This window comes from Mycolicibacterium phocaicum, assembly GCF_010731115.1.
GTDB lineage: Bacteria > Actinomycetota > Actinomycetes > Mycobacteriales > Mycobacteriaceae > Mycobacterium > Mycobacterium phocaicum.
Window position 1 is genome coordinate 826,263 of record NZ_AP022616.1, and the last position, 24,755, is coordinate 851,017.

At 67.1% G+C, this 24,755-nt stretch carries 23 protein-coding genes and 1 pseudogene; 7 read left to right on the forward strand and 17 right to left on the reverse strand.

Annotated elements, in window-relative coordinates:
• Positions 1 to 105 precede the first annotated feature (105 nt).
• Together G6N46_RS04045 and G6N46_RS04050 are read left to right on the forward strand one after the other, a co-directional pair.
• Positions 106 to 1,539: a glyceraldehyde-3-phosphate dehydrogenase gene (locus G6N46_RS04045; RefSeq protein WP_138249280.1), complete on the forward strand. Its 1,434-nt coding sequence runs from the start codon at positions 106 to 108 to the stop codon at positions 1,537 to 1,539.
• Positions 1,540 to 1,684: 145 nt separating this feature from the next.
• Positions 1,685 to 2,089 carry a YybH family protein gene (locus G6N46_RS04050; protein ID WP_138249279.1) on the forward strand — a complete coding sequence of 135 codons (405 nt, stop codon included), beginning with the start codon at positions 1,685 to 1,687 and terminating at the stop codon, positions 2,087 to 2,089.
• 6 nt (positions 2,090 to 2,095) lie between these two features.
• On the opposite strand, the gene G6N46_RS04055 is transcribed toward G6N46_RS04050, so the two are convergent.
• Positions 2,096 to 2,770, reverse strand: coding sequence for a TetR/AcrR family transcriptional regulator C-terminal domain-containing protein (locus G6N46_RS04055; RefSeq protein WP_138249278.1), 675 nt, complete (start codon positions 2,768 to 2,770; stop codon positions 2,096 to 2,098).
• A 74-nt stretch (positions 2,771 to 2,844) separates the two neighbouring features.
• On the opposite strand from G6N46_RS04055, the gene G6N46_RS04060 reads away from it, so the two are divergent.
• The 3 genes from G6N46_RS04060 to G6N46_RS04070 all read left to right on the forward strand — a co-directional run bounded on the left by G6N46_RS04060 (position 2,845) and on the right by G6N46_RS04070 (position 7,426).
• Complete coding sequence (locus tag G6N46_RS04060) at positions 2,845 to 3,858, forward strand: NADP-dependent oxidoreductase (protein ID WP_138249277.1); 1,014 nt, start codon at positions 2,845 to 2,847, stop codon at positions 3,856 to 3,858.
• A gap of 7 nt (positions 3,859 to 3,865) precedes the next feature.
• A complete protein-coding gene (locus tag G6N46_RS04065; protein ID WP_138249276.1) occupies positions 3,866 to 4,984 on the forward strand; it encodes an Rv3169 family protein in 1,119 nt (372 codons plus the stop codon).
• A 129-nt stretch (positions 4,985 to 5,113) separates the two neighbouring features.
• The gene (locus G6N46_RS04070; RefSeq protein ID WP_138249306.1) at positions 5,114 to 7,426 is read left to right on the forward strand and encodes a sulfatase-like hydrolase/transferase; all 2,313 of its coding nucleotides are present in this window, start codon (positions 5,114 to 5,116) and stop codon (positions 7,424 to 7,426) included.
• 53 nt (positions 7,427 to 7,479) lie between these two features.
• On the opposite strand, the gene G6N46_RS04075 is transcribed toward G6N46_RS04070, so the two are convergent.
• The 8 genes and pseudogenes from G6N46_RS04075 to G6N46_RS04110 all read right to left on the reverse strand — a co-directional run bounded on the left by G6N46_RS04075 (position 7,480) and on the right by G6N46_RS04110 (position 17,443).
• Positions 7,480 to 8,532, reverse strand: a complete 1,053-nt coding sequence (locus tag G6N46_RS04075; protein ID WP_138249275.1) for an LLM class flavin-dependent oxidoreductase — start codon at positions 8,530 to 8,532, stop codon at positions 7,480 to 7,482.
• Complete coding sequence (locus G6N46_RS04080; protein ID WP_138249274.1) at positions 8,532 to 9,038, reverse strand: SRPBCC family protein; 507 nt, start codon at positions 9,036 to 9,038, stop codon at positions 8,532 to 8,534. The genes G6N46_RS04075 and G6N46_RS04080 overlap by 1 nt, the downstream gene beginning before the upstream one ends.
• A gap of 4 nt (positions 9,039 to 9,042) precedes the next feature.
• Positions 9,043 to 9,639, reverse strand: coding sequence for a TetR/AcrR family transcriptional regulator (locus tag G6N46_RS04085; RefSeq protein WP_138249273.1), 597 nt, complete (start codon positions 9,637 to 9,639; stop codon positions 9,043 to 9,045).
• Between the two features lie 146 nt (positions 9,640 to 9,785).
• Positions 9,786 to 11,588 carry a fatty acyl-AMP ligase gene (locus tag G6N46_RS04090; protein ID WP_138249272.1) on the reverse strand — a complete coding sequence of 601 codons (1,803 nt, stop codon included), beginning with the start codon at positions 11,586 to 11,588 and terminating at the stop codon, positions 9,786 to 9,788.
• Between the two features lie 42 nt (positions 11,589 to 11,630).
• Complete coding sequence (locus tag G6N46_RS04095; RefSeq protein WP_138249271.1) at positions 11,631 to 12,758, reverse strand: LLM class flavin-dependent oxidoreductase; 1,128 nt, start codon at positions 12,756 to 12,758, stop codon at positions 11,631 to 11,633.
• 3 nt (positions 12,759 to 12,761) lie between these two features.
• Positions 12,762 to 14,150, reverse strand: a complete 1,389-nt coding sequence (locus G6N46_RS04100) for an NtaA/DmoA family FMN-dependent monooxygenase (RefSeq protein WP_138249270.1) — start codon at positions 14,148 to 14,150, stop codon at positions 12,762 to 12,764.
• Positions 14,147 to 15,316, reverse strand: coding sequence for an LLM class flavin-dependent oxidoreductase (locus G6N46_RS04105; protein WP_138249269.1), 1,170 nt, complete (start codon positions 15,314 to 15,316; stop codon positions 14,147 to 14,149). Before G6N46_RS04105 ends, G6N46_RS04100 begins: the two co-directional genes overlap by 4 nt.
• 365 nt (positions 15,317 to 15,681) lie before the next feature.
• Positions 15,682 to 17,443 (reverse strand): annotated as a pseudogene (locus G6N46_RS04110) (N-acyl-D-amino-acid deacylase family protein).
• A 139-nt stretch (positions 17,444 to 17,582) separates the two neighbouring features.
• On the opposite strand from G6N46_RS04110, the gene G6N46_RS04115 reads away from it, so the two are divergent.
• Entirely contained in the window at positions 17,583 to 18,218 is a 636-nt protein-coding gene (locus tag G6N46_RS04115; protein ID WP_167526392.1) for a TetR/AcrR family transcriptional regulator, read from the forward strand.
• A 4-nt stretch (positions 18,219 to 18,222) separates the two neighbouring features.
• On the opposite strand, the gene G6N46_RS04120 is transcribed toward G6N46_RS04115, so the two are convergent.
• From G6N46_RS04120 to G6N46_RS04135, 4 genes are all read right to left on the reverse strand, one after another.
• On the reverse strand, positions 18,223 to 19,080 hold the full coding sequence (locus G6N46_RS04120; protein WP_138249267.1) for an SDR family NAD(P)-dependent oxidoreductase: 858 nt from the start codon (positions 19,078 to 19,080) through the stop codon (positions 18,223 to 18,225).
• A 63-nt stretch (positions 19,081 to 19,143) separates the two neighbouring features.
• Positions 19,144 to 19,569 carry a hypothetical protein gene (locus G6N46_RS04125; RefSeq protein WP_138249266.1) on the reverse strand — a complete coding sequence of 142 codons (426 nt, stop codon included), beginning with the start codon at positions 19,567 to 19,569 and terminating at the stop codon, positions 19,144 to 19,146.
• Between the two features lie 57 nt (positions 19,570 to 19,626).
• A complete protein-coding gene (locus G6N46_RS04130) occupies positions 19,627 to 19,977 on the reverse strand; it encodes a hypothetical protein (protein WP_131808688.1) in 351 nt (116 codons plus the stop codon).
• Positions 19,978 to 20,086: 109 nt separating this feature from the next.
• A complete protein-coding gene (locus G6N46_RS04135; protein WP_138249265.1) occupies positions 20,087 to 21,244 on the reverse strand; it encodes an acyl-CoA dehydrogenase family protein in 1,158 nt (385 codons plus the stop codon).
• Between the two features lie 86 nt (positions 21,245 to 21,330).
• On the opposite strand from G6N46_RS04135, the gene G6N46_RS04140 reads away from it, so the two are divergent.
• Complete coding sequence (locus G6N46_RS04140) at positions 21,331 to 21,960, forward strand: TetR/AcrR family transcriptional regulator (protein WP_138249264.1); 630 nt, start codon at positions 21,331 to 21,333, stop codon at positions 21,958 to 21,960.
• Positions 21,961 to 21,972: 12 nt separating this feature from the next.
• On the opposite strand, the gene G6N46_RS04145 is transcribed toward G6N46_RS04140, so the two are convergent.
• The 4 genes from G6N46_RS04145 to G6N46_RS04155 form a co-directional block, all read right to left on the reverse strand.
• Complete coding sequence (locus G6N46_RS04145) at positions 21,973 to 22,362, reverse strand: hypothetical protein (protein WP_138249263.1); 390 nt, start codon at positions 22,360 to 22,362, stop codon at positions 21,973 to 21,975.
• Positions 22,363 to 22,439: 77 nt separating this feature from the next.
• Positions 22,440 to 23,486, reverse strand: coding sequence for an alcohol dehydrogenase catalytic domain-containing protein (locus G6N46_RS04150; RefSeq protein WP_138249262.1), 1,047 nt, complete (start codon positions 23,484 to 23,486; stop codon positions 22,440 to 22,442).
• Positions 23,483 to 23,713, reverse strand: coding sequence for a hypothetical protein (locus tag G6N46_RS28560; RefSeq protein WP_234880653.1), 231 nt, complete (start codon positions 23,711 to 23,713; stop codon positions 23,483 to 23,485). The genes G6N46_RS04150 and G6N46_RS28560 overlap by 4 nt, the downstream gene beginning before the upstream one ends.
• Before the next feature lie 2 nt (positions 23,714 to 23,715).
• Positions 23,716 to 24,696 (reverse strand): LLM class flavin-dependent oxidoreductase, encoded by a 981-nt coding sequence (locus G6N46_RS04155; RefSeq protein ID WP_234880652.1) that lies wholly within the window; start codon positions 24,694 to 24,696, stop codon positions 23,716 to 23,718.
• Positions 24,697 to 24,755 lie beyond the last annotated feature (59 nt).

Below are 24,755 nucleotides of genomic sequence, written 5' to 3' on the forward strand. Positions count from 1 at the left end.
CTACGTGCCCTGCCAGCGGGACGACCTGCAGAGCCGGAAATACCGATCGCTAACATGAATGCGCTGCTCAGCGCGATCGGCCAAGCGACCCGTAGGACAGATGAGTTGAATACACCAGAACTTGCCAATTGGAACACCCAGGAAGCCCTGGCGGAGGCGATGATTCCGATCGTCGGCACCTTGCACCGCACGCGCGGCGTCACCGTCCTGCTGCACAGCCGGTCGCTGGTGAACAAGTCGGTGATCAGCATCCTGCGTACCCACCGCTTCGCCCGGCAGATCGCCGGCGAGGAGCTGTCGGTGGTCGAGACCTTCCCGTTCCTGGAGGCTCTGGCGAATCTGGACCTGGGTCCGGCCAAGATCGACCTCGGCCTGTTGGTGCACGCCTATCGCGCGGATGAGCGTGGCCTGTCGGTCGCCGACTTCGTCGCCGACGCGCTGTCGGACGTCACCGGCGACAACAAAGCCGAGCCGCAGGGCCCGCGTGACGTGGTGCTCTACGGCTTCGGCCGGATCGGCCGCCTCGTGGCCCGACTGCTGGTCGAGAAGGCCGGCGGTGGCAACGGCCTGAATCTGCGGGCCGTCGTGGTCCGCAGCGGTGGCGCCGACGACCTGAAGAAGCGCGCTTCGCTGCTGCGCCGCGACTCGGTCCACGGGCACTTCAACGGCACCATCAAGGTCGACAAGGAGAACAACCTCCTCATCGCCAATGGCAACGTCATCAAGTTCATCTACGCGAATGACCCGTCCGACGTCGACTACACCCAGTACGGCATCAACGACGCCATCCTGATCGACAACACCGGCAAGTGGCGCGATCGCGCCGGCCTCGAGCAGCACCTGCGTCCGGGCATCTCGAAGGTCGTCCTCACCGCACCGGGCAAGGGCGATGTGCCGAACATCGTGCACGGCGTCAACCACCTGGGCCAGGACGTCAACCAGCAGATCTTCTCGTGTGCGTCGTGCACCACCAACGCGATCGTGCCGCCGCTCAAGGCGATGGACGAGAAGTTCGGCATCATCCGTGGTCACGTCGAGACGGTCCACTCGTTCACCAACGACCAGAACCTGCTGGACAACTACCACAAGGCCGACCGTCGTGGCCGTTCCGCGCCGCTGAACCTGACCATCACCGAGACCGGTGCCGCCTCGGCCGTCGCCAAGGCGCTGCCGGAGCTCAAGGCCAAGATCACGGGTAACTCGATCCGCGTCCCCACCCCCGACGTGTCGATCGCCATCCTGAGCCTGCAGCTCAAGAAGGAGACGACGAAGGATGAGGTGCTCACGCACCTGCGTGAGACGTCGCTGTCGGGTCCGCTGAGCCGCAACCTCGACTACACCGCGGCGACCGACGCCGTGTCGAGCGACTTCATCGGTTCGCGTGCGGCGTCGATCATCGACGCCAACGCCGCCATCGTCGACGGCGATCAGGCGATCCTGTACTGCTGGTACGACAACGAATTCGGCTACTCGTGCCAGGTTGTTCGCGTCGTGCAGTTCCTGTCGGGCATCGAGTACCCGACGTACCCGCGGAGCTGACCAAGCCGCAAAGCTGACGGCGATACGGCCTGTCTCGGTGCCACCACGGCACCGAGACAGGCCGTATTCGTTTCACCACCAGGTGGATTGGGCGGTGCTAGCGTGACGCATTGCCAGGAAAACCCCGACGTTTGGATCAGACGCAATGAGTGCGACACCACTAGACGCCATCCAGACCTACATCGACGCATTCAACGCGGGTGACGCCGACGGCATGTCGGCGGTGTTCTCCCCCAACGGTTCCATCCTCGACGGGATGGCACCGCACCAGTGGCTTGGGCCGACGGCCGCGTCGGACTGGTATCGCGATGTACTGGCCGAAGGCGAGCACCTGGGAGCCTCGGGCTATCACGTGACGGTTGGCGAACCGCTGCACAACGACACCAATGACGACGCGGCGTACGTCGTGCTGCCCGCGACAATGACGTTCGACCTCAAGGGATCTCGGATCACCCAGACCGGCGCGGTCTTCACCTTCGCCATGCGCCGAGAGGGCATCAGCTGGCGCATCGCATCCTGGGCATGGGCGAAGGGTCAGCGCGCGACCTGACCGGGATCAGGGCTCCGGCGACAGCCCGTAATGCGCCGCGATGCCGACCAGCAACAGCGTGATTCGATGCTGGAATGCCTCGTCTCCGAACGGATCGTCACCCGATTTCGCGATGGCACGCAACGTCGGGAACTCCGACGGCGCACGCTTGGCGGTGAGCGCGAGGATCCGGGCCAGCCACGGCTGCCCACTTTCGGAGTACAGGTATTCGCGATGGGCCTCGGTGACGCTGCCGACCGCCATGGTGCTCACCGACGCCCACACCGCTAGGGCATCGCTCGGCGACAAACCTTGTGCGGCAAGGGCTTCGACAGCATCTGCGGTGTACTCCATCTCGACATCGTGACCGACCGCACCACTGACGAACTTCTCCACCAACGCGGGTTCGGCGGCCAGCACCGTCCGGATGTAGGACGCGTAGTCGCGGAGCCAGGTGGCCCAGTGCTCGCCGGTGTAGCGCGGCGGCGGCGAATTCGTCAGGGCGCTGACGGTCGCCAGGCGCAGTAGGTCGTGCTGGTTCTTCACGTGGTGGTAGAGCCCCGGCAGGCTGACGCCGAGGTGTTCGGCGACCCGGCGCATCGTGGCGTTCTCGGTGCCGATCTCCAAAACCGCTGCGGCAATGGCGCTCTCGTCTATGCGCGGCGGTCGTCCCCGCCGGCGCGCTGAGTTGTTCACGGCCATCGGGGTTGACGATAACCGAGAGGACTTTTAATAATCAATATGAAAACTCGCCGGTCCTCCACAGAAACGACACGATGAACCGAGAAAACCGTAAGATCCTGCTGCGGCGCCGTCCCAACGGTCTGGTCTCCCCCGACGACACCGAGATGGTTACGGCGCCCGCACCGGTCCCCGCCGAGGGAGAAGCACTGCTGCGGACGACGTACGTCGGCATCGACGCCGCCGCCCGGACCTGGCTCGACGGCGAACCTGGTTACCTCCCGGCACTGCAGCTCGGCGAGGTGGTGCGCGTGGCCGGCATCGGCGAGGTGGTCGAATCACGTTGCGACGCCTACAAGGTCGGCGACCTGGTCACCACACTGACCGGGCTGCAGGACTACGCGATAATCCGCGACGACCTGTTCAGCACGCCGGTCGTCGGGTACACGGACCCGCTCGCGGTGATGTCGATCTACGGCCCCACCGGAGCGACCGCCTACTTCGGCATGACGGGCGTCGGAAAGCCCCAACCCGGTGAGACGGTCGTCGTCTCGGCCGCGGCGGGCGCCACCGGGTCGGTGGCCGGACAGATCGCCAAGATCGCCGGCGCGCGCGTCGTCGGCATCGCGGGCGGTCCAGAGAAGTGCCGCGTCGTGGTCGAGGAGTTCGGCTTCGACGCCTGCGTCGACTACAAGGCCGACGACTTCCCGGCCGCCCTGAAGGCGGCGTGTCCGGGCGGCATCAACGTCTACTTCGACAACGTCGGTGGTGACATTCTCAACGCCGCACTCGGCAACCTCGCCCACCGGGCCCGCGTGGTCATGTGCGGCATCATCACCACGTACCTCAACGGCGACCACCCAGGCCCGTCCAACTACGTGAACCTGCTCGCCACGGCATCGACGATGCAGGGGTTCATCGCACTCGAGGAGTGGTCACGCTTCGATGAGGCGTTCGCCGCGCTGAGCGGCTGGGAGCAGCAGGGCCTGCTCGTACACCGCGAAACGGTCTACGACGGACTGGAATCCAGTATCGATGCGCTCAACGGCCTGTTCACCGGGGCGAACATCGGCAAGATGCTGGTGAAGATCAACGAGCCGGCGCGGTGACGCGACCGTGCTGACTCCGTTCGACGACTATCCGATCCACGCCTCGGCCGACCCGGTGGGCGTGCCGGCCAGCGGCGACCCCAACCACTATGACCGCTACTGGTTCAACGGCCACCAGCGCGACGGCGACTTCTACTTCGGTGCGGCCATGGGGCACTACCCCGTTCGCGGCATCATCGACGCGGCGTTCAGCGTGGTGAAGGACGGTGTCGAGCACTCGATCTTCGCCTCGGGCGCCATGCCCCTGGACCGGTCGGCGACCATCGGCCCCTTCCGCATCGAGGTCATCGAACCGCTGCGGACCATCCGCTATGTCGTCGACGCCAACGAGCAGAACATCTCCTGCGACCTGACCTTCCGAGCCACCACCGTGGCCGTGGAGGAGCCGCGTCAGCAGCGCCGCACCGCCGAAGGCATCGTGCTGACCGACCACACCAGGCTGACGCAATGGGGGACGTGGGAAGGGACGATCAGCGTCGACGGCGAAGACCTGGCGGTCGAGGCCGGCGACGTGCCGGGGACCCGGGATCGGTCCTGGGGCATCCGGCCTGTCGGCGAGCAACTCGCCGTGTTGCGCCGGCCCATGCCCTTCCAGGTCTTCTGGCTCTGGGCACCATTGCATTTCGGCGACCGATTCACCCACTACGCGTTCCACGAGCACGAGGACGGGCGCCGGTGGCTGGAAACCGCCGCGATCCTGGACCCGCTGCCCGGCGGTGCGTCACCGTGCAGCCGGGTGGGGGTACGCGAATGCTACGACGTCGGCTACGAACTCGACTGGGAGCCGGGGCGGCGCGAAATCCGGCGGGCCCATCTGTGGTTCACCGACCCCATCGAGGGTGAGACCCACATCGAACTGGAGAAGCTCTACACGTTCCGGATGCGCGGCATCGGCTACTGGCACCCGCACTGGGGGCACGGGTCGAATCACGGCCAGTTCGAAATCGGCCGGGAGTCAATCCGTATGGACGATTTCGACCCCACGGACTTCACATCGCTGCACCTGCAGAACGTCGTGAAGGCGACCATGGGTGAGCGCACCGGGATCGGCGTCGTCGAACAGATCGCCATCGGTCCGCACACCCCGTCGGGACTCACCGGATTCCTGGACGGGTACCAGGGCTGACCCGGTACGGCAAACATCTCCCCCGCTGACGCGGCCGTAAGTGCCATACGGCACAGTAGACGCTGAATTCGGGAGCAGTCTCTTGCGGCATCAGCAGAAAGAGGGGTCGAGTTGTCTGATACGAGTGTGGTGGCACCGGTACTGCCGAACGGTGGCGTGTTGCCATTCCCACCGGTGCCCTCCGCCAGCATTGCCGGCCGGACACTGCAGGAGTCGACGTACCAGCCGCGCACCGTCCCCAAGCGGTTGCACGACGACACCCCCAACATCGTCATCGTCCTCATCGATGACGCGGGTCCGGGCCTGCCGTCCACATTCGGCGGCGAAGTGACCACCTCGACACTCGACCGCGTGTGCGCGGAAGGTGTGTCCTACAACAGGTTTCACACCACCGCCATGTGCTCGCCGACGCGGGCCTCGCTGCTGACCGGCCGTAACCATCACGAGATCGGTAACGGGCAGATCGCCGAACTCGCCAACGACTGGGACGGGTATGCGGGCAAGATTCCGCGGTCCAGCGCCACCGTCGCCGAGGTGCTCAAGCAATACGGCTATGCCACGTCGGCATTCGGCAAGTGGCACAACACGCCGGCCGAGGAGACCACCGCCGCCGGTCCGTTCGAAAACTGGCCCACCGGTTTGGGTTTCGAGTACTTCTACGGATTCCTCGCCGGCGAGGCGTCCCAGTACGAGCCGAACCTGGTGCGCAACACGACCGTCGTCGCGCCGCCGAAGACGGCCGAAGAGGGCTATCACCTGTCCGAGGATCTGGCCGACGACGCCATCTCGTGGCTGCGGCGGCACAAGGCCTTCAACGCCGACAAACCGTTCTTCATGTACTGGGCCAGCGGCTGCCTGCACGGGCCGCAGCACATCATGAAGGAATGGGCGGACAAGTACGCCGGCAAGTTCGATGACGGCTGGGATGCCTACCGCGAGCGGGTGTTCGAGCGAGCCAAGGACAAGGGCTGGATCCCGCAGGACTGCGCGCTCACCGAACGCGACGAGACGCTGCCGGCCTGGGATGACATCCCCGAGGACGAGAAGCCGTTCCAGCGGCGCTTGATGGAGGTCGCCGCCGGCTACGCCGAACACGTCGACGTCCAGGTCGGCCGGATCACCGACGAACTCGAAGCCTTGGGCTACGCCGACAACACGCTGTTCCTGTACATCTGGGGCGACAACGGCTCGTCGGGCGAAGGGCAGAACGGCACCATCTCGGAGCTGTTGGCACAGAACGGGATTCCGACCACCGTCCGTCAGCACATCGACGCGCTCGATGAGCTCGGGGGCCTCGATGTCCTGGGCTCTCCCCTGGTGGACAACCAATACCACGCGGGTTGGGCGTGGGCAGGCAGCACGCCGTACAAGGGCATGAAGCTCCTCGCGTCCGATCTCGGAGGGACGCGGAATCCGCTGGCGGTGCGCTGGCCGGCGAAGATAGCGGCCGACGCCGTGCCGCGGGCCAACTTCCTGCACTGCAACGACATCGTGCCGACGATCTACGAGGTGGTCGGCATCGAACCCCCGCGCACCGTCTACGGGGAAGCCCAGATGCCGCTCGCGGGCGCCAGTTTCGCGCGCACGCTGGCAGACCGGAATGCCGAGGGCGGCAAGAAGACTCAATATTTCGAGATCATGGGCAGCCGCGCCATCTACCACGACGGCTGGATGGCTTCGGCGCGCGGGCCGCGGCTGCCGTGGATTCCCGGCCTACCCGAGGGCATGGCAACCTGGACGCCGGACCAGGACGCGTGGGAGCTGTACAACCTGGACGAGGACTGGTCGCAGGCCAATGATCTCGCGGCGCAGATGCCGGAGAAACTCGCGCAGATGCGGGAGATGTTCGCCATCGAAGCGGCCCGCAACGCCGTGCTGCCCATCGGTGGCGGGCTGTGGGTTCCCGTCTATCACCCGGAATTGCGGATCGCACCGCCGTTCCGGGAATGGCAGTTCTCCGGCGACATGATCCGCATGCCCGAGTTCTGCGCTCCGGCCCTGGGCAACAAGAACAACGTGGTGACCATCGACGCCGAGGTCCCGGAGAACGCGTCGGGGGTGCTGTACGCATTGGGCAGCGGCGCAGGTGGCCTGACCTGCTACCTCGAGGGCGGCCACATCCGCTATGAGTACAACCTGTTCATCCTGCAGCGCACCAAGATTCAGTCCGAGGCCGTCATCGCGCCCGGCCGTCACACCATCACGGTGACCACGCAGTACGCCGAGCCACGGCCCGGAGGTCCGCTGGACATCACCATCGCCGTCGACGGCGAGACGGTGGCCACCGGACAGGTTCCGATCAGCGCGCCGCTGCTGTTCACCGCGAACGACTGCCTCGACATCGGCACCTGCCTGGGGTCGCCGGTGTCGATGGACTACCGCGAACGCGCACCCTTCCCGTTCGAGGGTCACATCCACAACGTCCACGTCGCCTACACGTAGGCGGCCCATCTCCGACTTCTGCTTGATGTGCCCGCCGGTCGAGGGCTGCCGGGTCACCGGCTGATCGAATGCACCAGGTCGATCGCCGCACCGAGGGTCGCGAACCGTTCCTCGAGCGTGTCGCCCGCCGGGTAGATCCGGACGGTGTCGACGCCCGCGTCGCACCACACCTGCAGGCGGTCACGCACCATGTCCGGGGTACCGATCAAGGTGGTGGCCAGAATCATGTCGTCGGTGATCAGCGCCGCCGCGCCGGCGCGGTCACCGGACTGCCAGCGTTCGCGGACCGCGGCCGCGATCTCGGCCCAGCCCTGCCGGCTGTACGCCTGGTTGTAGAAATTTGTCGAGGCCGAGCCCATTCCACCGAGACTGAACGCCAACTCGGACTTCCGGGCGTCGATCATCGTCTTGAGGTGGGCCTCGTCACGAGCGAACGACACCTCGGCGCCCTGGCAGATGTCGAGATCGGCGCGGCTGCGTTGCGAACGGGTCAGACCCTCGTCCAGGTGCGCGAAATACGCCTCGTCCGCGCCTTCAGGAACGAAGCTGGTGCCGAGCCAGCCATCGGCGACCTCGCCGGTCAACCGCAACATGGCGGGCGTGAGACTGGCGATGTACAGCGGTATTTCGTGCTCCGCCCGCATCGACAGCCGCATCGGCTTGACATCGCCGCCCGGCAACGGGACCTGGAACTGCTTGCCGGCGTAAGAAACCCGGTCGCCGGCGGCGGCTTGGCGGATGATGTCGATGGTCTCGCGCATCCGGCCCAGCGGCTTGGCGAACGGCACGCCGTGCAGTCCCTCGATGACCTGAGGTCCCGAGGCACCGAGGCCCAGCAGGAAGCGCCCGCCGGACAGATTCGACAGCGTGATCGCGGCCTGCGCGATGGCCACCGGCGTCCGGGTGCCGAGCTGAATGATGCCGGAGCCCAACAACATCCGCTCCGTACATGCCGCGTAGTACCCCAGTGCAGACGGCGCGTCGGATCCCCACGCCTCGGCGACCCAACAGATGTCCAGACCCATCTTCTCGGCCTCGGAGACGAAAAGTCTCTGGTGGTCCCAGTTTCCGAGGCTCGCGGCCTCGACCGTCGTCGCCGCGCGCATCAGCTCTCGGCCCGCTGCTTGATGTGCGCCAGCACGCACTGCATCCCGGACTCGAATTCGCGGAGCCGGTTGAAGACGATCTTCTGTTCCTTGTCGGGCATCCGGGCGATCGCCAGCGACAAGCCCGACGGCGCGGGACCCATCTGAGCCCATTCCGCCAGGCGCGTTCCGGTGCCCTCGGGACGAAGGCTCAAGCGCCAGGTTGCGGTCGGATTGCCGGCATCGCCGATGGCCCAGGCCATCACGTGCTGTGGTTCGTACTCGACGATCTCGCACTCCGTCGACCAGTCACCGAGTGCGGGGTGGCTGTTGTGGCCGACGAAGCGGGCACCGAGACAGGGTGCGTCGCAGTCCCCGAGCCACTCGACTCGCTGCAGCTCGGAACTGCACTCGGGCATCACCGTGATGTCCGAGGCCAGTTCCCACACCCGTGCCACGGGCGCGTCGATCCACGTCGAGACCTCGACGGTCGGGGCGTCGGCATACACCGCACCGGTCCACTCCATGAGTTCAACTTCCCTTCGGTGTACTTGCGCCGGCGGCAAAGAGGGTCCGGGCCGCCAACAGCAGCTTCAGTTCGGCGTTGACATCGTCGAGTGGCTGCAGGCTCGATGTGGCGCGGCACATGGTGATCGCACCTTCGATGGCACCGAGCGACATGGTGGCGAGCCGGCGGGCAACGACGGTGCCGACGCCATCGGCCACGAGGCAATCGGTGACCAACTGATGCCAGGTGCGGAAGATCTGATTGGCATGCTGCGCCAGCGCCGAGCCCGGCGCGGCACTGACGGCAATGGACACCACCGGGCAGCCGACGGCGAACTTGTTCTGGCGCAGCAGCTTCCGCCAGAACCCCGTGACGGCGTCGACCACGGCGGCCGGACCGTCAGGTGCCGCTTTGGAGATCAGCCGGGAGATGGCATCGCCGCTGAGCTGCGCGGCCTCGTCGATGATCTGGGCACGTCCGTCTGGAAAGTGATGGTAGATGGAGCCTCGTGGCGCGCCGCTGCGGCTCAGCACGTCATCGAGCGTGACACCGTCAACGCCGCGCTCACGCAAGAGCTCGACTGCGGCGAGCACCATGGACTGGCGAGTGTCGGGCGGCATCGGGCGACTCCTGGCGGGCGGATCAATCAGGTCGAATTATGATCACAGTCATATTGGTGAGTCAATGTCACGCCCGAGATGCAGGAAGAACTGCACTGCCGCGACGCTGGAGCAGGTCGATTATGAGTCAACTCATAGCGCAATGGCTACAGCGCGTCCGCCAGATAAGCGGCTCTACAGGCGCGGCGCGCCAGCTTCCCGCTGGTGGTTCGCGGGATGCCACCGGCGGGCAGCAGCCGAACGTCGGCGACGGCCACGCCGTGACGCTCCGCGACGAGTGCGCCGACCGACTCGATCGCCGGCTGCGGATCATGGCGGGCCGTGCCCGACGCCCGTTCAGCGATGATCACGAGCCGCTCGCCGCCGTCGCCTGGCACACTGAACGCCGCCACATAGCCACGCCGCACGAGGGGTGACGCATCGGCGGCCGTCGTCTCGAGGTGCTGCGGATAGTGGTTCTGCCCGCCGATTGTGATCACATCGGCCAGACGGCCCGTGACGTACAACTCGCCGTCGAGGTAGAAACCCAGATCGCCTGTCCGCAACCAGGATCCGTCGACGTCGGAGCCGTCGGCGTGACTGTTCAGCGGCAAGGCGCCGTGCAGCCGGGCATGGAAAACGTCACGAGTCACCTCCGGCTGACCCCAGTAACCGCGGCCGATGTTGTTGCCCTGCAACCAGATCTCGCCGACTCGGCCGTCGGGTTGTTCGATTCCCGTGGCCGGGTCCACCATCACCGCCCAGAGACTGCTTGCCGGCTGCCCGCAGGCCACCTGCGCAACCGCGCCCGGGGCGTCCTCGGACACCGGCACCGCAACGCCCGACGCCAGCTGCTCGCGGTCGAAGTACCGCACCGTCGCTTCCGCGTCCGGCGCGATGTTGGAGACGAAAAGTGTGGCCTCGGCGATGCCGTACGACGGTTTGATCGCGGTCTTCGGCAGTCCGTACGATTCGAAGACCGAGTTGAAGCTCTTGATGGCGTCCATGCTGACCGGCTCCGAACCGACGATCATCACCACATTCGCCAGGTCGATGTCGTCACCCGGGCTCGGCGCACCACGGTGCGCCGCCCACTCGTAGGCGAAATTCGGTGCGGCGGTGACCACTCGGCCTACCTTCGAACCGTCCGACAACGCCTGGATCCACCGCAGCGGCCGGCGGATGAACGCGGTGGGCGACATCAGTGTCGAGTGACCGCCGTACACCGTGGGAAAGCCGATCATCGACAGACCCATGTCGTGATACAGCGGTAGCCAGCTGACGCCATGGGTGTTGCGGTCCAGCATGTCGATGGACAGGATCATCTGAATCAGGTTGGTGCCCACGGCTTTATGGGTGATCTCCACGCCGACCGGCGGTCGGGTCGCTCCTGAGGTGTACTGCAGGTGCGAGACGTCGTCGATCTCGAGATCGACGGGTTCGAACGAAACGCCCGCGTCGTCCGGCACCTCGTCGGTGGCGATGACGGTCGGAGTGCCCAGATCCGGGTGCGCCGAGAGGAATTCGGTGACCGCCGACCGCGCCGCCGCCGTCGTCAAGATCGCCGCCGGCCGCGCGTCGTGGAGTGCCGTGTCCAAACGCTCTGCATGCCCGGGCAATTCGGGCGCGAACAGCGGCACCGCAATGGCGCCGGCCTTGATCGCCGCGAAGAATCCGAAGACGTAGTCGAGCCCTTGCGACGCCATGATGGCGACGCGATCACCGCGCTGCGTGACGGCCTGCACCCGGGCCGCGATGGCCGCAAGCCGCACGCCGAGCTCCGACCAGGTCACCTCGAAAGTGCGCGCTTCGGTGCCGGAGTAATCCAGGTAGCGGTATGCCACCATGTCCGGCAGATGCGCGACGTTCCCGTCGATGAGGGCGATCAGCGTCGCGCCGGGCGGCAGCGTCACTGCCCCCGCTTCGTCGACGCAGTCCTCGATCTGGAAAAGGCCGCTGCCCCGTGTCATGGGTCCAGCCTAGGCACCAGGGACAGTCACCGAATGTGGGGCTCACCACGCACGTCGGGACCATTCCTCGGCCAGCAGCTCGTAGGAGCGCACCCGATCCCGGTGGTCGTGTGTGATGGTGGTGATGATCAACTCGTCGGCACCGGTGGCGTCGCGCAGCCGCTCCAGCTTGTCGGCGACCTGTGCGGCGGACCCGACGAACTGGGTGTCCACGCGGTCGGCGACGAGCTCGCGTTCGGCGGCCGTCCAGGTGTGCGCCCGCGCTTCGGCCGGCGTCGGAAACGGGATGGCCCCTTCGGCGGTGCGGATGCTGCGCACCCACAGACCGTATCCGGTGGCGAGCTCGCGGGCGGTCGCCTCATCGTCGGCGACGACGACATCCGCCGACACGGCGACGTAGGGCTCGTCGAGTTCGGCCGACGGGCGGAACGCGGCCCGGTACGCGTCGGTCGCCTCGAGGACCGATGCCGGAGCGACGTGGTAGTTGCTCGCGAACCGCAGGCCCTGCGTGCCGGCGACTTCGGCGCTCTCACCGGCGCTGCTGCCGAGGATCCAGAGCTGGAGATCGGCGCCTTCCCCGGGCACGACCCGTGCCGCCAAGCCGTCCGCGTTGCGGTAGCGCCCGGCGAGCAACGCCAGGATGTCGTTGATCTGGTCGGTGTAGTCCTGCGATTGCGCGCCGGGAAGCTGGAGCAGCGCCCGTTGCAGCGCGAACCGCGGAGACTGCAACAGCGGCCGCGGATCGAACTTCGGCGGAATCAGCAGCCCGTTCGCACCATCGGCGGCCCGGGTGCCCACCGAGGCACTCACCGGCACCTTGGGATCGCGCGGCTTCCCACCGGAGCGTCCCAGGCCGAGGTCGAACCGGCCCGGATGCAGCGCGTCGAGCAGACCGAACTCCTCCACCGTAGCCACCGCGGTCCGGTGGCCCATCTGCACAGCCCCCGAGCCCAGTCGAATCGTCGAGGTCTCCGCAGCGGTCAGCGCGAGAAGCACTGCCGGTGAGGTGCCGGCAATGCCGGGATTGAGGTGGTGTTCGGCGAACCAATAGCGGGCGTAGCCCAGGGCCTCCGCGCGCTTGGCGAGGTCGACGCTGTTGCGTAGCGCCTGCGGCGCAGTCGAACCCGACGAGATCGGCACCAGATCGAGCACTGTCAGTGGAGTCGCCATGGTCTACGACGCCACTTCGGCGGAGAGATTCGTGCGGGCGGCCGGACGCGGCAGTGGCGCCAGTCCCAGGTGGTCGCGCAACGTCGCACCTGCGTAGTCGGTGCGGTATGTGCCGCGCTCCTGCAGCAGCGGCACCACCCGGTCGACGAACGGATCGAGTCCGCCGGGGGTGAGGTGTGGGACGAGGATGAAGCCGTCGCTGGCGTCGGCCTGGACGAACTCGTCGATTGTCGCCGCGATGGTCTGCGGCGATCCGATGAACGACTGCCGCCCGGTGACTTCGACGATCAGCTCACGGGTGGTGAGCTTCCGCGTCTCGGCCTTGGCCCGCCACTCGGCGGCGATCGCGAGCGGGTCCCGGAACATGCGCACACTCGCCCGGCCGCGGGCGATGGTGTTCTCCCCCACGACCGGGTCCACCGCCGGCAGCGGTCCGTCCGGGTCGTGATCGGAAAGGTCGCGGTTCCAGAGCTGTTCGAGAAACTTGATCGCCGTCTGCCCGGACACCTGCGCGAGCCGGATCTCGTGGGCGAGGTCGGCCGCCTCGTCGTCGGTGTCGCCGATCACGAACGTCGCGGCCGGCAGGATCAGCAACTCGTCGTGGCGCCGCCCGTAGCGTGCCAGCCTGCCCTTGACGTCGGTATAGAACGCCTGCCCGGCCTCCAGGGTGCTGTGCCGGGAGAAGATGGCGTCCGCCGCGGACGCCGCGAACTCACGGCCTTCGTCCGAGTCGCCCGCCTGGAAGATCACCGGGCGCCCCTGCGGGGTGCGCGGCACGTTGAACCGGCCGTGGATGTCGAAGTGGCTGTCCGTGTGCGCGAACGCGCCGGCATCGGGATCGGACAGGAACACACCGCCGGTCTTGTCCGCCACGATCTCGTCACCGCGCCACGAGTCGAACAGCTCGAGCGTCGTCTGCAGGAACGTCTTGGCCCGCTCGTAGCGCTGGTCCTCCGCCAGGAACCCACCGCGGCGAAAGTTCTCGCCCGTGAAGGCATCCCACGATGTCACGACGTTCCAGGCCGCGCGCCCCTCGGACAGGTGGTCCAGCGAGGCGAACTGCCGAGCCACCTCGTAGGGTTCGTTGAAGGTCGAATTGATGGTGCCGGTCAAGCCGATTCGCTCGGTCACCGCGGCCAGCGCCGCCAGCACCGTGAAGGTGTCCGGACGCCCGACGACGTCGAGGTCGTAGATCTGGCCGTTCTGCTCACGCAGGCGCAATCCCTCGGCCAGGAAGAGGAAATCGAACTTGCCGCGCTCGGCCGTCTTCGCGAAGTGCGCGAATGAGCTGAACTCGATGTGGCTGCCGGCCGCCGGGTCACTCCACACCGTGGTGTTGTTGACGCCCGGAAAGTGCGCCGCGAGGTGAATCTGCTTGACGGGCTTGTTCATTGGCTGCTCCTTGCATAGCGGTTGGCCGGACGCGACAGCCCGAGCAGTCCACGCAACGTGGTCGATTCGTACCCGCCGCGGAAGAGTCCGCGGCGCCGCAGTTCGGGCACCAGTTGTTCGGTGATCTGGCGCAGGTCGTGCGGGAGGGCGGCCGGCCGCAACCGGAATCCCGTCAGGCCGGCACTGTGCCATTCCTCCAGCACGCCGGCCAGCTGTGCGGCGGTGCCGGCGAAAACCGCTGCATCGCTCCGATATTCGGCACCGGCAACGTCATCGAGCCGACGGCGGCGGGCCTGCGCTGCCGACTCGCTGTCGTCGAGAAACACCACCACGTCGCCGAAGATGTGCAGGGTCCCGGACCCGCGGCCCGCATCATGTTGCAGCGCACGGACTTCCCCGACGACTTCTGCGGCCTGCACGGCATCGCGAGGGGTGACGAACCCGACGTCCGCACTTCCGGCGATCAACTCATGGCCGGCTCGGCCGTGGCCCAATGCCGCGACGATCGGCTGGCCCTGCGGTGGGCGTGGTGTGATGGATGGACCCTTGACCGAGAACCAACGGCCGGTGAAGTCGATGTAGTGCAGCTTGTCCCGGTCGATGAAGCGTCCGGTGGCGGCATCACGGATTTCGGCGTCGTCCTCCCAGCTGTCCCACAAGCGGCGCAGCACCTCGACGTAATCCGCCGCCTCGGTGAAGTATTCCTGGGCCCGCGACCGGGCCGCGTCCTCACGGCGTCCGAAGTGCGCGGCGACGTCGGGGCGCCCGGCGATCTGGACGCGCACGCCGGCCCGGCCGGAGCTCACGTAATCGAGCGTCGCGATGGATTTCGATACGTGGAAAGGCTCGGTGTGGGTGACAACGGCGGTCGGCACCAGTCCGATCCGCTGGGTATGTGGCGCGATCCGGGCCGCGATCAGCACGGCGTCCAACCGGCCCCGGACCCGGTCGACGCGCTGGTCCGGAACGAAAGGATCGTCGGATTGCACCGCCAACGAGTCCTCGATGGTCACGAAGTCCAGCGCACCGCGTTCAGCCTCGAGGACCAGGTCGGTCCAGTAGCCGGCGCCGAAGAGGTCTGCGGGGCGCGCGTCGGGTTCGCGCCAGGCGGCCGGGTGCCAGCCGGCGCCGTCCAACGCCACGGCCAGATGAAACGAATCGGGCATACGACCACTCTGCCGAGCCGCGCGCAGATCGCAGCGGCTGCGGCACCGTCAGCGTCAGGCGAGGGAATAGTTGGCCGGCTGTGCGGCAGGTCCGGTCCGGCTCACATGCGCCGGCGGCACTGCCGCCCATGTCACCAGACCGACCGGATTGCCGCGGGTGCGTGAGCAGCATCTCCGCGCCATCAAAAGGCGCTTGTGCCAAGGCCTTTCACAAGGCGGGACGGCGCGCTGGTGACGTACTCGGTGGGTCGTGCCGAGTACCCGACAGGAGAGGCGTCGGCGCGGCCATCCGCACCGGCCTTGCCGCACCGAGGCCACGCAGCGGGCGCCGCGACGCGCCTGGAATCATCGGGATTCCAACCCCGCTACCTGATGCCGCGGACCAGCCGGCCCGGCCGCGCGCCGGTGTCGATGCCGTGCCGGCGCGTCACGGTGCCGCTGACGATCGTCGCGTCGTAGCCACTTGCGCCCTGCACCAAGCGTTTTCCGCCGGCCGGCAGGTCGTGCACCATCTTCGGCGCGTGCAGGGTCAGCGCGTCCAGGTCGATGACGTTGAGGTCGGCCTTCTTACCGACGGCGATGACGCCGCGGTCGGACATCCCGTACAGCTGGGCGGTGTCATGCGACTGCTTGCGGATGACGTACTCCAGTGGCAGCTTCTCGCCGCGGTGGCGATCACGGGCCCAGTGCGTCAGCAGGAATGTCGGGTACGACGCGTCGCAGATCATGCTGCAGTGCGCGCCGCCGTCCGAAAGGCCGAGTACCCCGGCCGGATGCGTGAGCATCTCGCGGATGGCGTCATGGTTGCCGTCCGAGTAGTTGAACATCGGGTACATGAGCATGGCGCCGGCATCCGCTTCGAGCATCAGGTCGTACATCGCGGTCAGCGGGTCCACGCCGCGGCGCTCGGCGATCGCGGCAACGGTGCGCTCGAAGGTCGGCTCGTAGTCGGGCGGTTCGCCGATGTGGTACAAGCGATTTGCCGCATTCTGGGCCAGCATGAACATGCCGTCGAACAACTTGGTGGGGTCGATCGGTAGGTCGTCCTCGGCGAGGATCGCGGCCCGCACCGCGGGCTCGGCCAGCTTCTCGGCCAGCTCCTCGCGTGTGCATTCGGCGACCAGCCGACGGTAGGTCGGCCGGTGGGTGAAGGCGTGGTGGCCGGGGAAACCCAGTAGCATGCCGAACGGGCGCGCCGCGACCTGCGGGAACAGCCTGCTGCCCGCCTGGTGCGCGGCGGCCGACAGGTCGAGCTGTTCACGCCACAGATTGGGGTCGGCGTCGACCTGGATGAGCGCGAAGCTCAGGGCACAGTCGATCTCCTCGCCCAGCCGCCGCATCCAGTCGAGTTCCTTGCGCGGCGCGATGATGTCCTCGCCGGCCGCGCCCTGCGGGGCCAGCTCGAAGACCGCGGCGCCGCCGGCAGCGGTGGCCCGGCCCAGTGCGAACAATTCGTCTTCGGCGGCGAAGGTACCGGGCACCGGTTCGCCGTCCATGGCGCGGTGTGCCAGCGTCCGCGACGACGAAAAGCCCAGTGCGCCGGCCTCGATCGCGTCCTGGACCAGTTTCGCCATGGCCTTGATGTCGTCGACATTGGCGGGTTCGTTGCGGGCGCCGCGCTCCCCCCATGGCGTACGCGCGGACCGCGCCGTGCGCGATCTGGGTGCCCATGTCGACGGCCAGTTCACGCTGCCCGACGACGTCGAGGTACTCGCCGAAACTCTCCCAGCCCCACGTGATGCCCTCCGTCAGGGCAGTGCCCGGGATGTCCTCGACACCCTCCATGAGCGCGATCAGCCATTCCTCCTGGCCGGGGCGCACGGGCGCGAAGCCGACGCCACAGTTGCCCGCAACGACCGTCGTCACGCCGTGGTTGCTCGACGGCTCCAGCACGCTGTCCCAGCTGACCTGGCCGTCGTAGTGGGTGTGGATGTCCACGAATCCGGGAGCGACGATCTTGCCGCCGGCGTCGATCGTCTCGGCCGAATCACCGGGCAGCACAGGGTCGTTCGGACCGCGGCGGTGAACTTCGACGATCTTGCCGTCCTTGATCGCGACATCGGCGGTGAACCGGTCCGCCCCCGTGCCGTCGACGACAGTGCCACCGGTGATCTTCAGATCGAACACATCTGCTCCCTTGCTGCTGCCCGCGAACCTCCGTCAGCGGCAGTACTGTAACAGTGTTACACCGTGATGGGGCGCAGATCCAGAGACCGCACACGACCCCGGTGTGATTAGGTGTTCGGCGAGGCTGAAGGAGGTGGTCATGGCTGAGGCAACCCAGCGCGGGTCGGAGGGTCCGTCGAAAACTGTTGACGCTCAACTCATCCTGGATACCGCTGCGGCGCTCCTGGAACGCGACGGTGTCGAGGGCTTCTCCATGCGCAGCCTGTCGGAGCATCTCGGTGTCGCCGTCACGTCCATCTACTGGCACGTCGGGGGCCGGGACAAGCTGTTCGACCACCTGATCGACCGGCTGATCGAGGTGATGGCGAGCCTGCCGGCCACCGGCGACACCCCCCAAGAACGCATCGTCTCGCTGGCCCGCGCGCAGCGCACCGCGCTCATCGAACGCCAGCATCTGATGGCCATCGCGCACGAACGCGACCGGACGCCGTCACTGTTCCAATCGGTGCAGCAGACCCTCGCCGCCGAACTCGCCGCGCTGGGGATCACCGGCAATCAGGCGGCGCTGGCCTTGCGTTCCATCGAGGTGCACGTGATTTCGTCTGCGCTGATGCAGTTTTCGGCCATCCGCAGCGGCGAGCACGAGGAAGAGGACGCCTCACTGTGGGGCGACGACTGGCCGGATCAGCAGCTGGTCGACGCACTGCGCTCGCCCACCGACTACGACGCGGTGTTCGAGTACGGGCTGGCCGCGCTCCTGGCGTCGCTCGTCTGACCTGTCACTTGGCGGCGAACCGCCGGGACCGCAGCTTCGGGATCGCCTGCTCGCGCAGGACCCGGGCGCGTTCGGTCATGGCGCCGGCGACGGCGTCGGGGTGGGTGGTCAGGTAGAAGCCACCGGCGGCCGACTGGTCGAAGATGATCTGCGCGGCGGTCACGGGATCCATTGCGGCGATCTGGTGCATCGCGGTGCGCTCCGACTCCGACGCGTCGGCAGCGTCCGCGCTTCCGCCGTCGACACCGCCGGCCGCGGTGAAGATGTTCGACTGCACCGGTCCGGGCAGCACCGCCTGCACACAGACGTGCTCGTCGTGGCCGGCCAGCTCGACCTCGACGCGCAGACACTCGGTCAGTGCAAGTACGGCGTGCTTGCTGACGATGTACGGCGCCTGTAGTTGCACCGTCGACACCCCACCGATGGACGACATGTTCCACACCCACGCGGGTTCGTCGCACGCCAGCATGGCCGGCAGGAAAGCCCGCACGCCATGGAAGACACCACTGACGTTGATGTCCATGACGCGCTCCCAGTTGGCGACCGGGGTGTCCCACAGGTAGCCGAACTGCTCGATGCCGGCATTGTTCACCAGTAGGCGGACCGGTCCGATTTCGCGGTACACCATGTCGGCCAGGTCCTGCACGGCCTCGGCGTCACGGACGTCGCACACCACGTCGACGGCCGTCGCGCCCGCGGCGGACAGCTCAGCGCGCAGAGCCGCGACCGCGGTGGCGTCGATGTCGGCCAGCACCGTCGTCATACCGAGCTCGGCCGCATGCCGGGCCAGACCGGCCCCGATCCCCGAGCCGGCACCCGTGATGACCGCGACCCCACCACCGAACAGTTCCTGTGCACCCATGGCCGAAGTAAATCGCAGGGCGGGGGCCCGGACAGGCCCGACGTCCGATCAGTGGAATGCCGGTCAGGCCGGCTGGACCTCGGCCTCGGCTCTCGGCGCCGCACGCAGCACACACCGCGCATAGCCGATCCAGCTCACCACGCAGGCCACGAAGCCGACGACGATCATCGGGTATACCGCCTGGCCGAGAACGACTGCGACAGAATCACTTCCGGCGAGCCGCCGGTCGACCGCACCGCCCGTCATCAACGGCAGCAGACTGACCACGAAGCAGGCGATGGCCGCCGCCAAAGCGGTGCCGAACCTCGCGCGCACCGCGGCGACGATCATCGTGCCTGCCGCGAGCAGGATCAGCACGGCGAAGGGCAGCGGGCGCAACTCGGCGCCGAGATCTCCGCTGATGTCCCAGATTCCCCAGCCGCTCATCGAACCGTGGCCATGGTCGTTGTGCGCGGTGTACCACGGCAGGACAGCCGCGACGACGATCATCGCGAAGGCGATGACCCCGATCGCCCAGCGCGTCAGTACGTTCTCGATCTCGACTCCTCATACCCCCGTGAACGTGGGCTGCATCAGCGTCAACATGGCCATCGCCAAACTGATGAGCAGACACAGACTCAACACGATCATCGCACCCACCAGCAGCCAGCGGCCCATCCGGCGGCGAACGCGCGTCAACTTTGCGTGGTGGCGTTCCTCGACGTAGCCGACCGCCACCATGGCGAACGCGACATCGATGTGCTCGTCACCGACGGTGGCCGCGCCCGCCGCGATCTCCTGCAGGCGTCCGGGTTCGATCTGCACTCCGGCGACGGCGAAGCGCCGACTGAGTCGGCGCGCCTGTCCTCGCGTGAGCGGGTGGTCACACACGTGCACGTGATGTCGCGGGGCTGCCACTTGCGTTATTCCCTCGATTCGGGCGCCTCGCCAGGCCCGAAATTGCCGAAGGCGCCCGGGATTCAAGTTACTCCGACGGGCGCCTTCGCACACTGCGACAGCGGGATTTCTACAGACCCATGTCCTTGGCGATGATCATCTTCATGACCTCACTGGTGCCGCCGTAGATGCGGCCGACGCGGTTGTCGGCGTACAGCCGGGCAATCGGGTACTCGTTGATGTAGCCGTAGCCGCCGTGCAATTGCAGGCAGCGGTCGATGACGCGCGCCGCGGCGTCGGTGCAGAACAGTTTGGCCTTGGCGGCGTCGGCGGCGGACAGCTCATCGAGGTCGTGGGCTTCCATGGCGCGGTCGACGACGGCTTCCATCGCGTCGACGTCGGCCTGGCAGGCCGCGAGCTCGAACTTGGTGTTCTGGAACGAGGCGACCGGCTTGCCGAACACGGTGCGGTCCTTGGTGTACTGCACGGCGAATCGGACGGCGGCCTTGGCCTGCGCGTACGCGCTGACGGCGATACCGAGCCGCTCGCGCGGCAGGTTCTGGCCGAGGTAGTTGAAGCCCTGGTCGGCCTCGCCGAGGATGTCCTCGACCGGGACCTTGACGTCGGTGAAGTTCAGCTCGGCGGTGTCCGAGCAGCGCAGGCCCAGCTTGTCGAGCTTGCGGCCGACCGAGTAGCCCGCCAGCTTGGTGTCGACCACCAGCAGCGAGATACCAAAGCGGCGGTCGTCTTCCTTGGGGGCCGACGTGCGGGCGCAGACGATCACGCGGTCGGCGTGCACACCACCGGTGATGAAAGTCTTGGAGCCGTTGAGGACGTAATGGGTACCGTCCTCGGAAAGCTTTGCGGTGGTGCGCATTCCGGCCAGGTCCGATCCGGTGCCGGGCTCGGTCATCGCGATCGCGAACATGATCTCGCCGCTGAGCATGCCGGGGAACCAGCGCTTCTTCTGCTCTTCGTTGCCGATATCGCGGATGTAGGGCAGACACAGGCCGACGTGCACGCTGGAGCCACCGAAGGACACCGCGGCGCGGGCGAGTTCCTCGGTGAGGATCGCCTGGAACTTGTACGAGGTCAGGCCCTCGCCGCCGTACTCCTCAGGGATTTCCGCACCGAAGATGCCGAGTTCGCCGAGCTTGTAGTAGAACTCGCGCGGCACCAGGCCCTTCTCGAACCACTCGTCGTACACCGGGCTGACCTCGGACTCCACGAACGACCGGATCATCTTCCGGTAGTCCTCGTGCTCCTCGGTGTAGACCTCGCGCTTCACAGGTGTCTCCTCAATCTCGGCGAACAGTGTTAGCTTGTTGCTGTCACAATAAGCTAACGACGTTCGCTAATTCAAGGGAGACGCAGATGGGCAGGCCTCGCGTACCGCTGCTCAACCGCGAACTCATCCGTGACACGGCACTGGAATTGATCGATCGCGACGGCCTCGCCGAGATGTCGATGCGCAAGCTGGCCGCCGAACTCGGCGTGCAGGCGTCGTCGCTGTACAAGCACTACCCCACCAAGGACGACGTGCTCGACGCCGTCGCGAGTCGCGTTGCCGGGGAAATCGACACGTCCGGGTTCGACCGCGGCGACGACTGGCAGGACGCGCTGGCGGCGTGGGCGCGCTCGCACCGCGCCGCGCTGGCGGCACACCCGAATCTCGTGCCGTACCTCGCCACCGGACCGGGCCGTCGCGATGTGAGTCTGCGGATCGCCGACGCCGTACACGGCGGACTGGTCGGCGCCGGCTGGCCACCGCGCGAAGCGACCCTGATCGGCGCGGCCACCCGGTCCCTGGTGCTCGGGTCGACCGTCGGCTCCTTCTCACGCGGGTTCACCGACGACGTGCAGGTCTACCGCGACCGCTACCCGCACATGGGCCAGGCACATCTACTGCGTGGCAAGGCCGACCAGATCGACACGGCCGGTTTCGAACTGGCCCTCACCGCATTCATCGACGGATTGGCCATCCGCTTCGCGGCTCTCCAGTGATTTGTGCCCAAATCACTTCTCTTGCGGCGGCCTGGGTCCGCCACCGAAGGGGTTCAGCCGCGACACGCCCGGAATGTTCGACAGCAGCCGGAACACCTCGTTGCCGGTGTTGACCAGGGCCTCCAGTTGCGGCAGCAGGGCGTCGAGCGTGCGGAACATGGGATCGGCCATGGCCATGAACCGCTCGGTGCGGTCGATGGTCGCGTTGAGCCGCTCGGTCGCCACGGCCAGATTCTCGATGAGATCGGGGACCTGGGCGGCGAGTTGGACGGAGGCCGGCGGAATGCGCATCGCACCGCTGGCCACCGCCTGCGTCATCTCGACGGCGGACTGAGCAGCATCGACCGCGGACTGGGCCGCGGCCTTCAGGTCGCTGGGCTTCGGAATCATTTGACCGGCCATACAGTTAACTGTGCCGCACCCAGGCCCGCCTGTCCCGTGATCGACACGGCTACACGTCGGTAACGCTGCTCACGATCTCAAGACGGCAGTACCAGGATCTTGACGTGCTCGTCCGGATTCCGCAGTGCGGTGAACGCATCTGCGATGCCGTCGAGCCCGGTACGTCCGGTGATCAGGGCTTCTGCGTCGATCTCACCGGCAGCCAGACGGGCCAGCACCTTCTCGTACGCCTGCTCGTAGGGGCCGTGACCGAAGTTGATCGCGATCTGCCGCATCTGCGCCACCACCGGGATGATGGTCTCCTCGGCGAACGGGGATGCCACCACCTGAATGCGTGAACCCCATGGCAGTGTGTGCGTCAGCGTGTTGAGCGTGCCGACCCGACCGCTGCACTCATAGGCGGTCAACAAGCCGCCGCCGGTCTTGCCGCTGCCCAGCAATTCGTTGTAGACCTCGATCGGGTCCTGCTCATTGGGGTCGACGACGATGTCGGCGCCCATCTTCGCGGCGAGCTCGCGCCGCTTGGGCGACGGTTCGGAGGCGATGACGAGGTGCGCGCCGGCGGCCTTGGCGGCCAGGATGGTGCCCAGACCGATTGAGCCGCAGCCGATGACGAGAGCAGTGTCCGCCGGCGTCAGCCCGGACTGCTGCATGTGCATCTCGCCCACGTGCAGCGGCTCGGCCAGCGCGGCGTGCTCGAGCGACAGACCGTCGGGCACGTGCCGCACCCAGAACGCGTCGACGACGATGTACTCGCCGAAGGCCCCGTGGTAGTCGTTCGAGTAGCCGATGATGGTCGGCATCCCGTTCTGCTCGGTGGTGATACCGAGGCCGGTGACGCGGTCGTCGACCGTGAAATCCGCGACACCCTCGCCGGTTTCGACGACGACGCCCGACCATTCGTGGCCAAGCACCACCGGGCGGGTGGCGTCGAAGACCGCGAACGGGAAGCCCGCGCCGGCGGCGACGGACACGAACCGGCACGGATCCTTGGACATGCTCAGGTCGCTGCCACAGATGCCACAGGCCGTTACCTTGATCCGCAGCTGGCCCGGACCCGTGGCCGGGGGCTCCGGCACGTCGGTCACGGTGAACTGGCCGTCGATGAACTGTGCTGCCTTCATGCGTGTGCTCCTGCGGTGTTGAGTTCGGCCGGCTCGCCGTAGTAATCGGTGTACGCCTTGGTGATGGCGCCGACGAGATTGCCGATCAGCACTTCGGAGTTGTCCTGTGCGAACTGCAGGCTGGCCTGCCGGGCGACGTTGCGGCGGCGGAAGTGCGGGATGACCTCGGAGGCGAACAGCTCGTAGCTGCGCTTGGTGTTCTCCCAGTCGGCGAGGTCCACGTGCATGATCAGCAGCGTGCCGAAGCCGCCGGTCTTCTCGATGAGGCGGTCGATCTGGGCGATGGCGTCCTCCGGCGTACCGATATGGCCTGGCCGAACTCGCCGAGCGACTCGTTCCGCCAGTAGTCGATGATGCCGGCCGGCGTCTGCGCCCAGTCCGGGTTGATGTTCTGCTGCCGGTTGACGTACTCGGCGATGTGGTGGATGCGACGGCTGACGGCGCGCTCGGCCTCCGCGCGTGTCTCGGCGATGAACATCGGGTTGACCAGACGCCACGTCGACCGGTCGGCGACGTAGCCGTTCTCGGCCGAAACCTGTTCGTACACACCCCAGTTGCGGTCGAGTGATTCGTAGCCGGCCTGCGAGCTGGCGGCCAGCGACAGCAGCGACAGGCCGTGCTTGCCGGCCAGCACCGATCCGTTGGGCGAGATTGTCGACGCGGTGACGACCTCGATTCCGGCCGGGTTGTAGGTGGGCAGCTGCGCGCGGGCGTCGCGCAGGGTGAACCAGTCGGTCTCCATGTTGACGACCTCGCCGCGCAGCAGGGCGAGCACGGCCTCCAAGGCCTCACCCTGCATGCGGCGCTGGTTGGTGGTCGTGATGCCCATCATGTGTGCGTCGAGCGGAATCTTGCCGGGGCCGGTGCCGACGATCAGCCGACCACGGGTCTGCAGATCCAGCTGTGTGATGCGGTCCGCGGTGATCAGCGGGTGGTGGTACGGCAGCGACATCACACCGGTGCCGAAGCGGATGCGCTCGGTGCGCTCGGCGGCGGCGGCGATGAAAACATCTGGCGCCGGGACGATCTCGGCACCGGTCGAGTGGTGCTCCCCCATCCACGCCTCTTCGAAACCGAGGTGGTCCAGGTGCGCCATGAGGTCGATGTCGCGGCGCAACTGCAGCGCCGGGTCGGCGTCGAGCGGATGGTACGGGGCGAGGAACGCCCCGAACTTCATGGACGTCGGGCTCCACTGGGCAACGCTGCTCACGGTGGTCTCCTGGTTCTCGGTGCGGGCTGTCTCGGCTTGCCCGGCCGACTGTAATCCGA

Coding starts and splice junctions, on each gene's coding strand:
- G6N46_RS04145 (WP_138249263.1), bottom strand. CDS start 22,362: ATGGCCGGTCAAATGATTCCGAAGCCCAGCGACCTGAAGGCCGCGGCC.
- G6N46_RS04095 (WP_138249271.1), bottom strand. CDS start 12,758: ATGGCGACTCCACTGACAGTGCTCGATCTGGTGCCGATCTCGTCGGGT.
- G6N46_RS04085 (WP_138249273.1), bottom strand. CDS start 9,639: ATGCCGCCCGACACTCGCCAGTCCATGGTGCTCGCCGCAGTCGAGCTC.
- G6N46_RS04120 (WP_138249267.1), bottom strand. CDS start 19,080: ATGGGTGCACAGGAACTGTTCGGTGGTGGGGTCGCGGTCATCACGGGT.
- G6N46_RS04075 (WP_138249275.1), bottom strand. CDS start 8,532: ATGCGCGCGGCGACGACGGTCGAGGCCGCGAGCCTCGGAAACTGGGAC.
- G6N46_RS28560 (WP_234880653.1), bottom strand. CDS start 23,713: ATGCACGTGGACCTCGCCGACTGGGAGAACACCAAGCGCAGCTACGAG.
- G6N46_RS04105 (WP_138249269.1), bottom strand. CDS start 15,316: ATGCCCGATTCGTTTCATCTGGCCGTGGCGTTGGACGGCGCCGGCTGG.
- G6N46_RS04125 (WP_138249266.1), bottom strand. CDS start 19,569: ATGATCGTCGTCGCGGCTGTCCTGCCGTGGTACACCGCGCACAACGAC.
- G6N46_RS04115 (WP_167526392.1), top strand. CDS start 17,583: ATGGCTGAGGCAACCCAGCGCGGGTCGGAGGGTCCGTCGAAAACTGTT.
- G6N46_RS04150 (WP_138249262.1), bottom strand. CDS start 23,486: ATGAAGGCAGCACAGTTCATCGACGGCCAGTTCACCGTGACCGACGTG.
- G6N46_RS04090 (WP_138249272.1), bottom strand. CDS start 11,588: ATGACACGGGGCAGCGGCCTTTTCCAGATCGAGGACTGCGTCGACGAA.
- G6N46_RS04050 (WP_138249279.1), top strand. CDS start 1,685: ATGAGTGCGACACCACTAGACGCCATCCAGACCTACATCGACGCATTC.
- G6N46_RS04060 (WP_138249277.1), top strand. CDS start 2,845: ATGAACCGAGAAAACCGTAAGATCCTGCTGCGGCGCCGTCCCAACGGT.
- G6N46_RS04080 (WP_138249274.1), bottom strand. CDS start 9,038: ATGGAGTGGACCGGTGCGGTGTATGCCGACGCCCCGACCGTCGAGGTC.
- G6N46_RS04100 (WP_138249270.1), bottom strand. CDS start 14,150: ATGAACAAGCCCGTCAAGCAGATTCACCTCGCGGCGCACTTTCCGGGC.
- G6N46_RS04055 (WP_138249278.1), bottom strand. CDS start 2,770: ATGGCCGTGAACAACTCAGCGCGCCGGCGGGGACGACCGCCGCGCATA.
- G6N46_RS04140 (WP_138249264.1), top strand. CDS start 21,331: ATGGGCAGGCCTCGCGTACCGCTGCTCAACCGCGAACTCATCCGTGAC.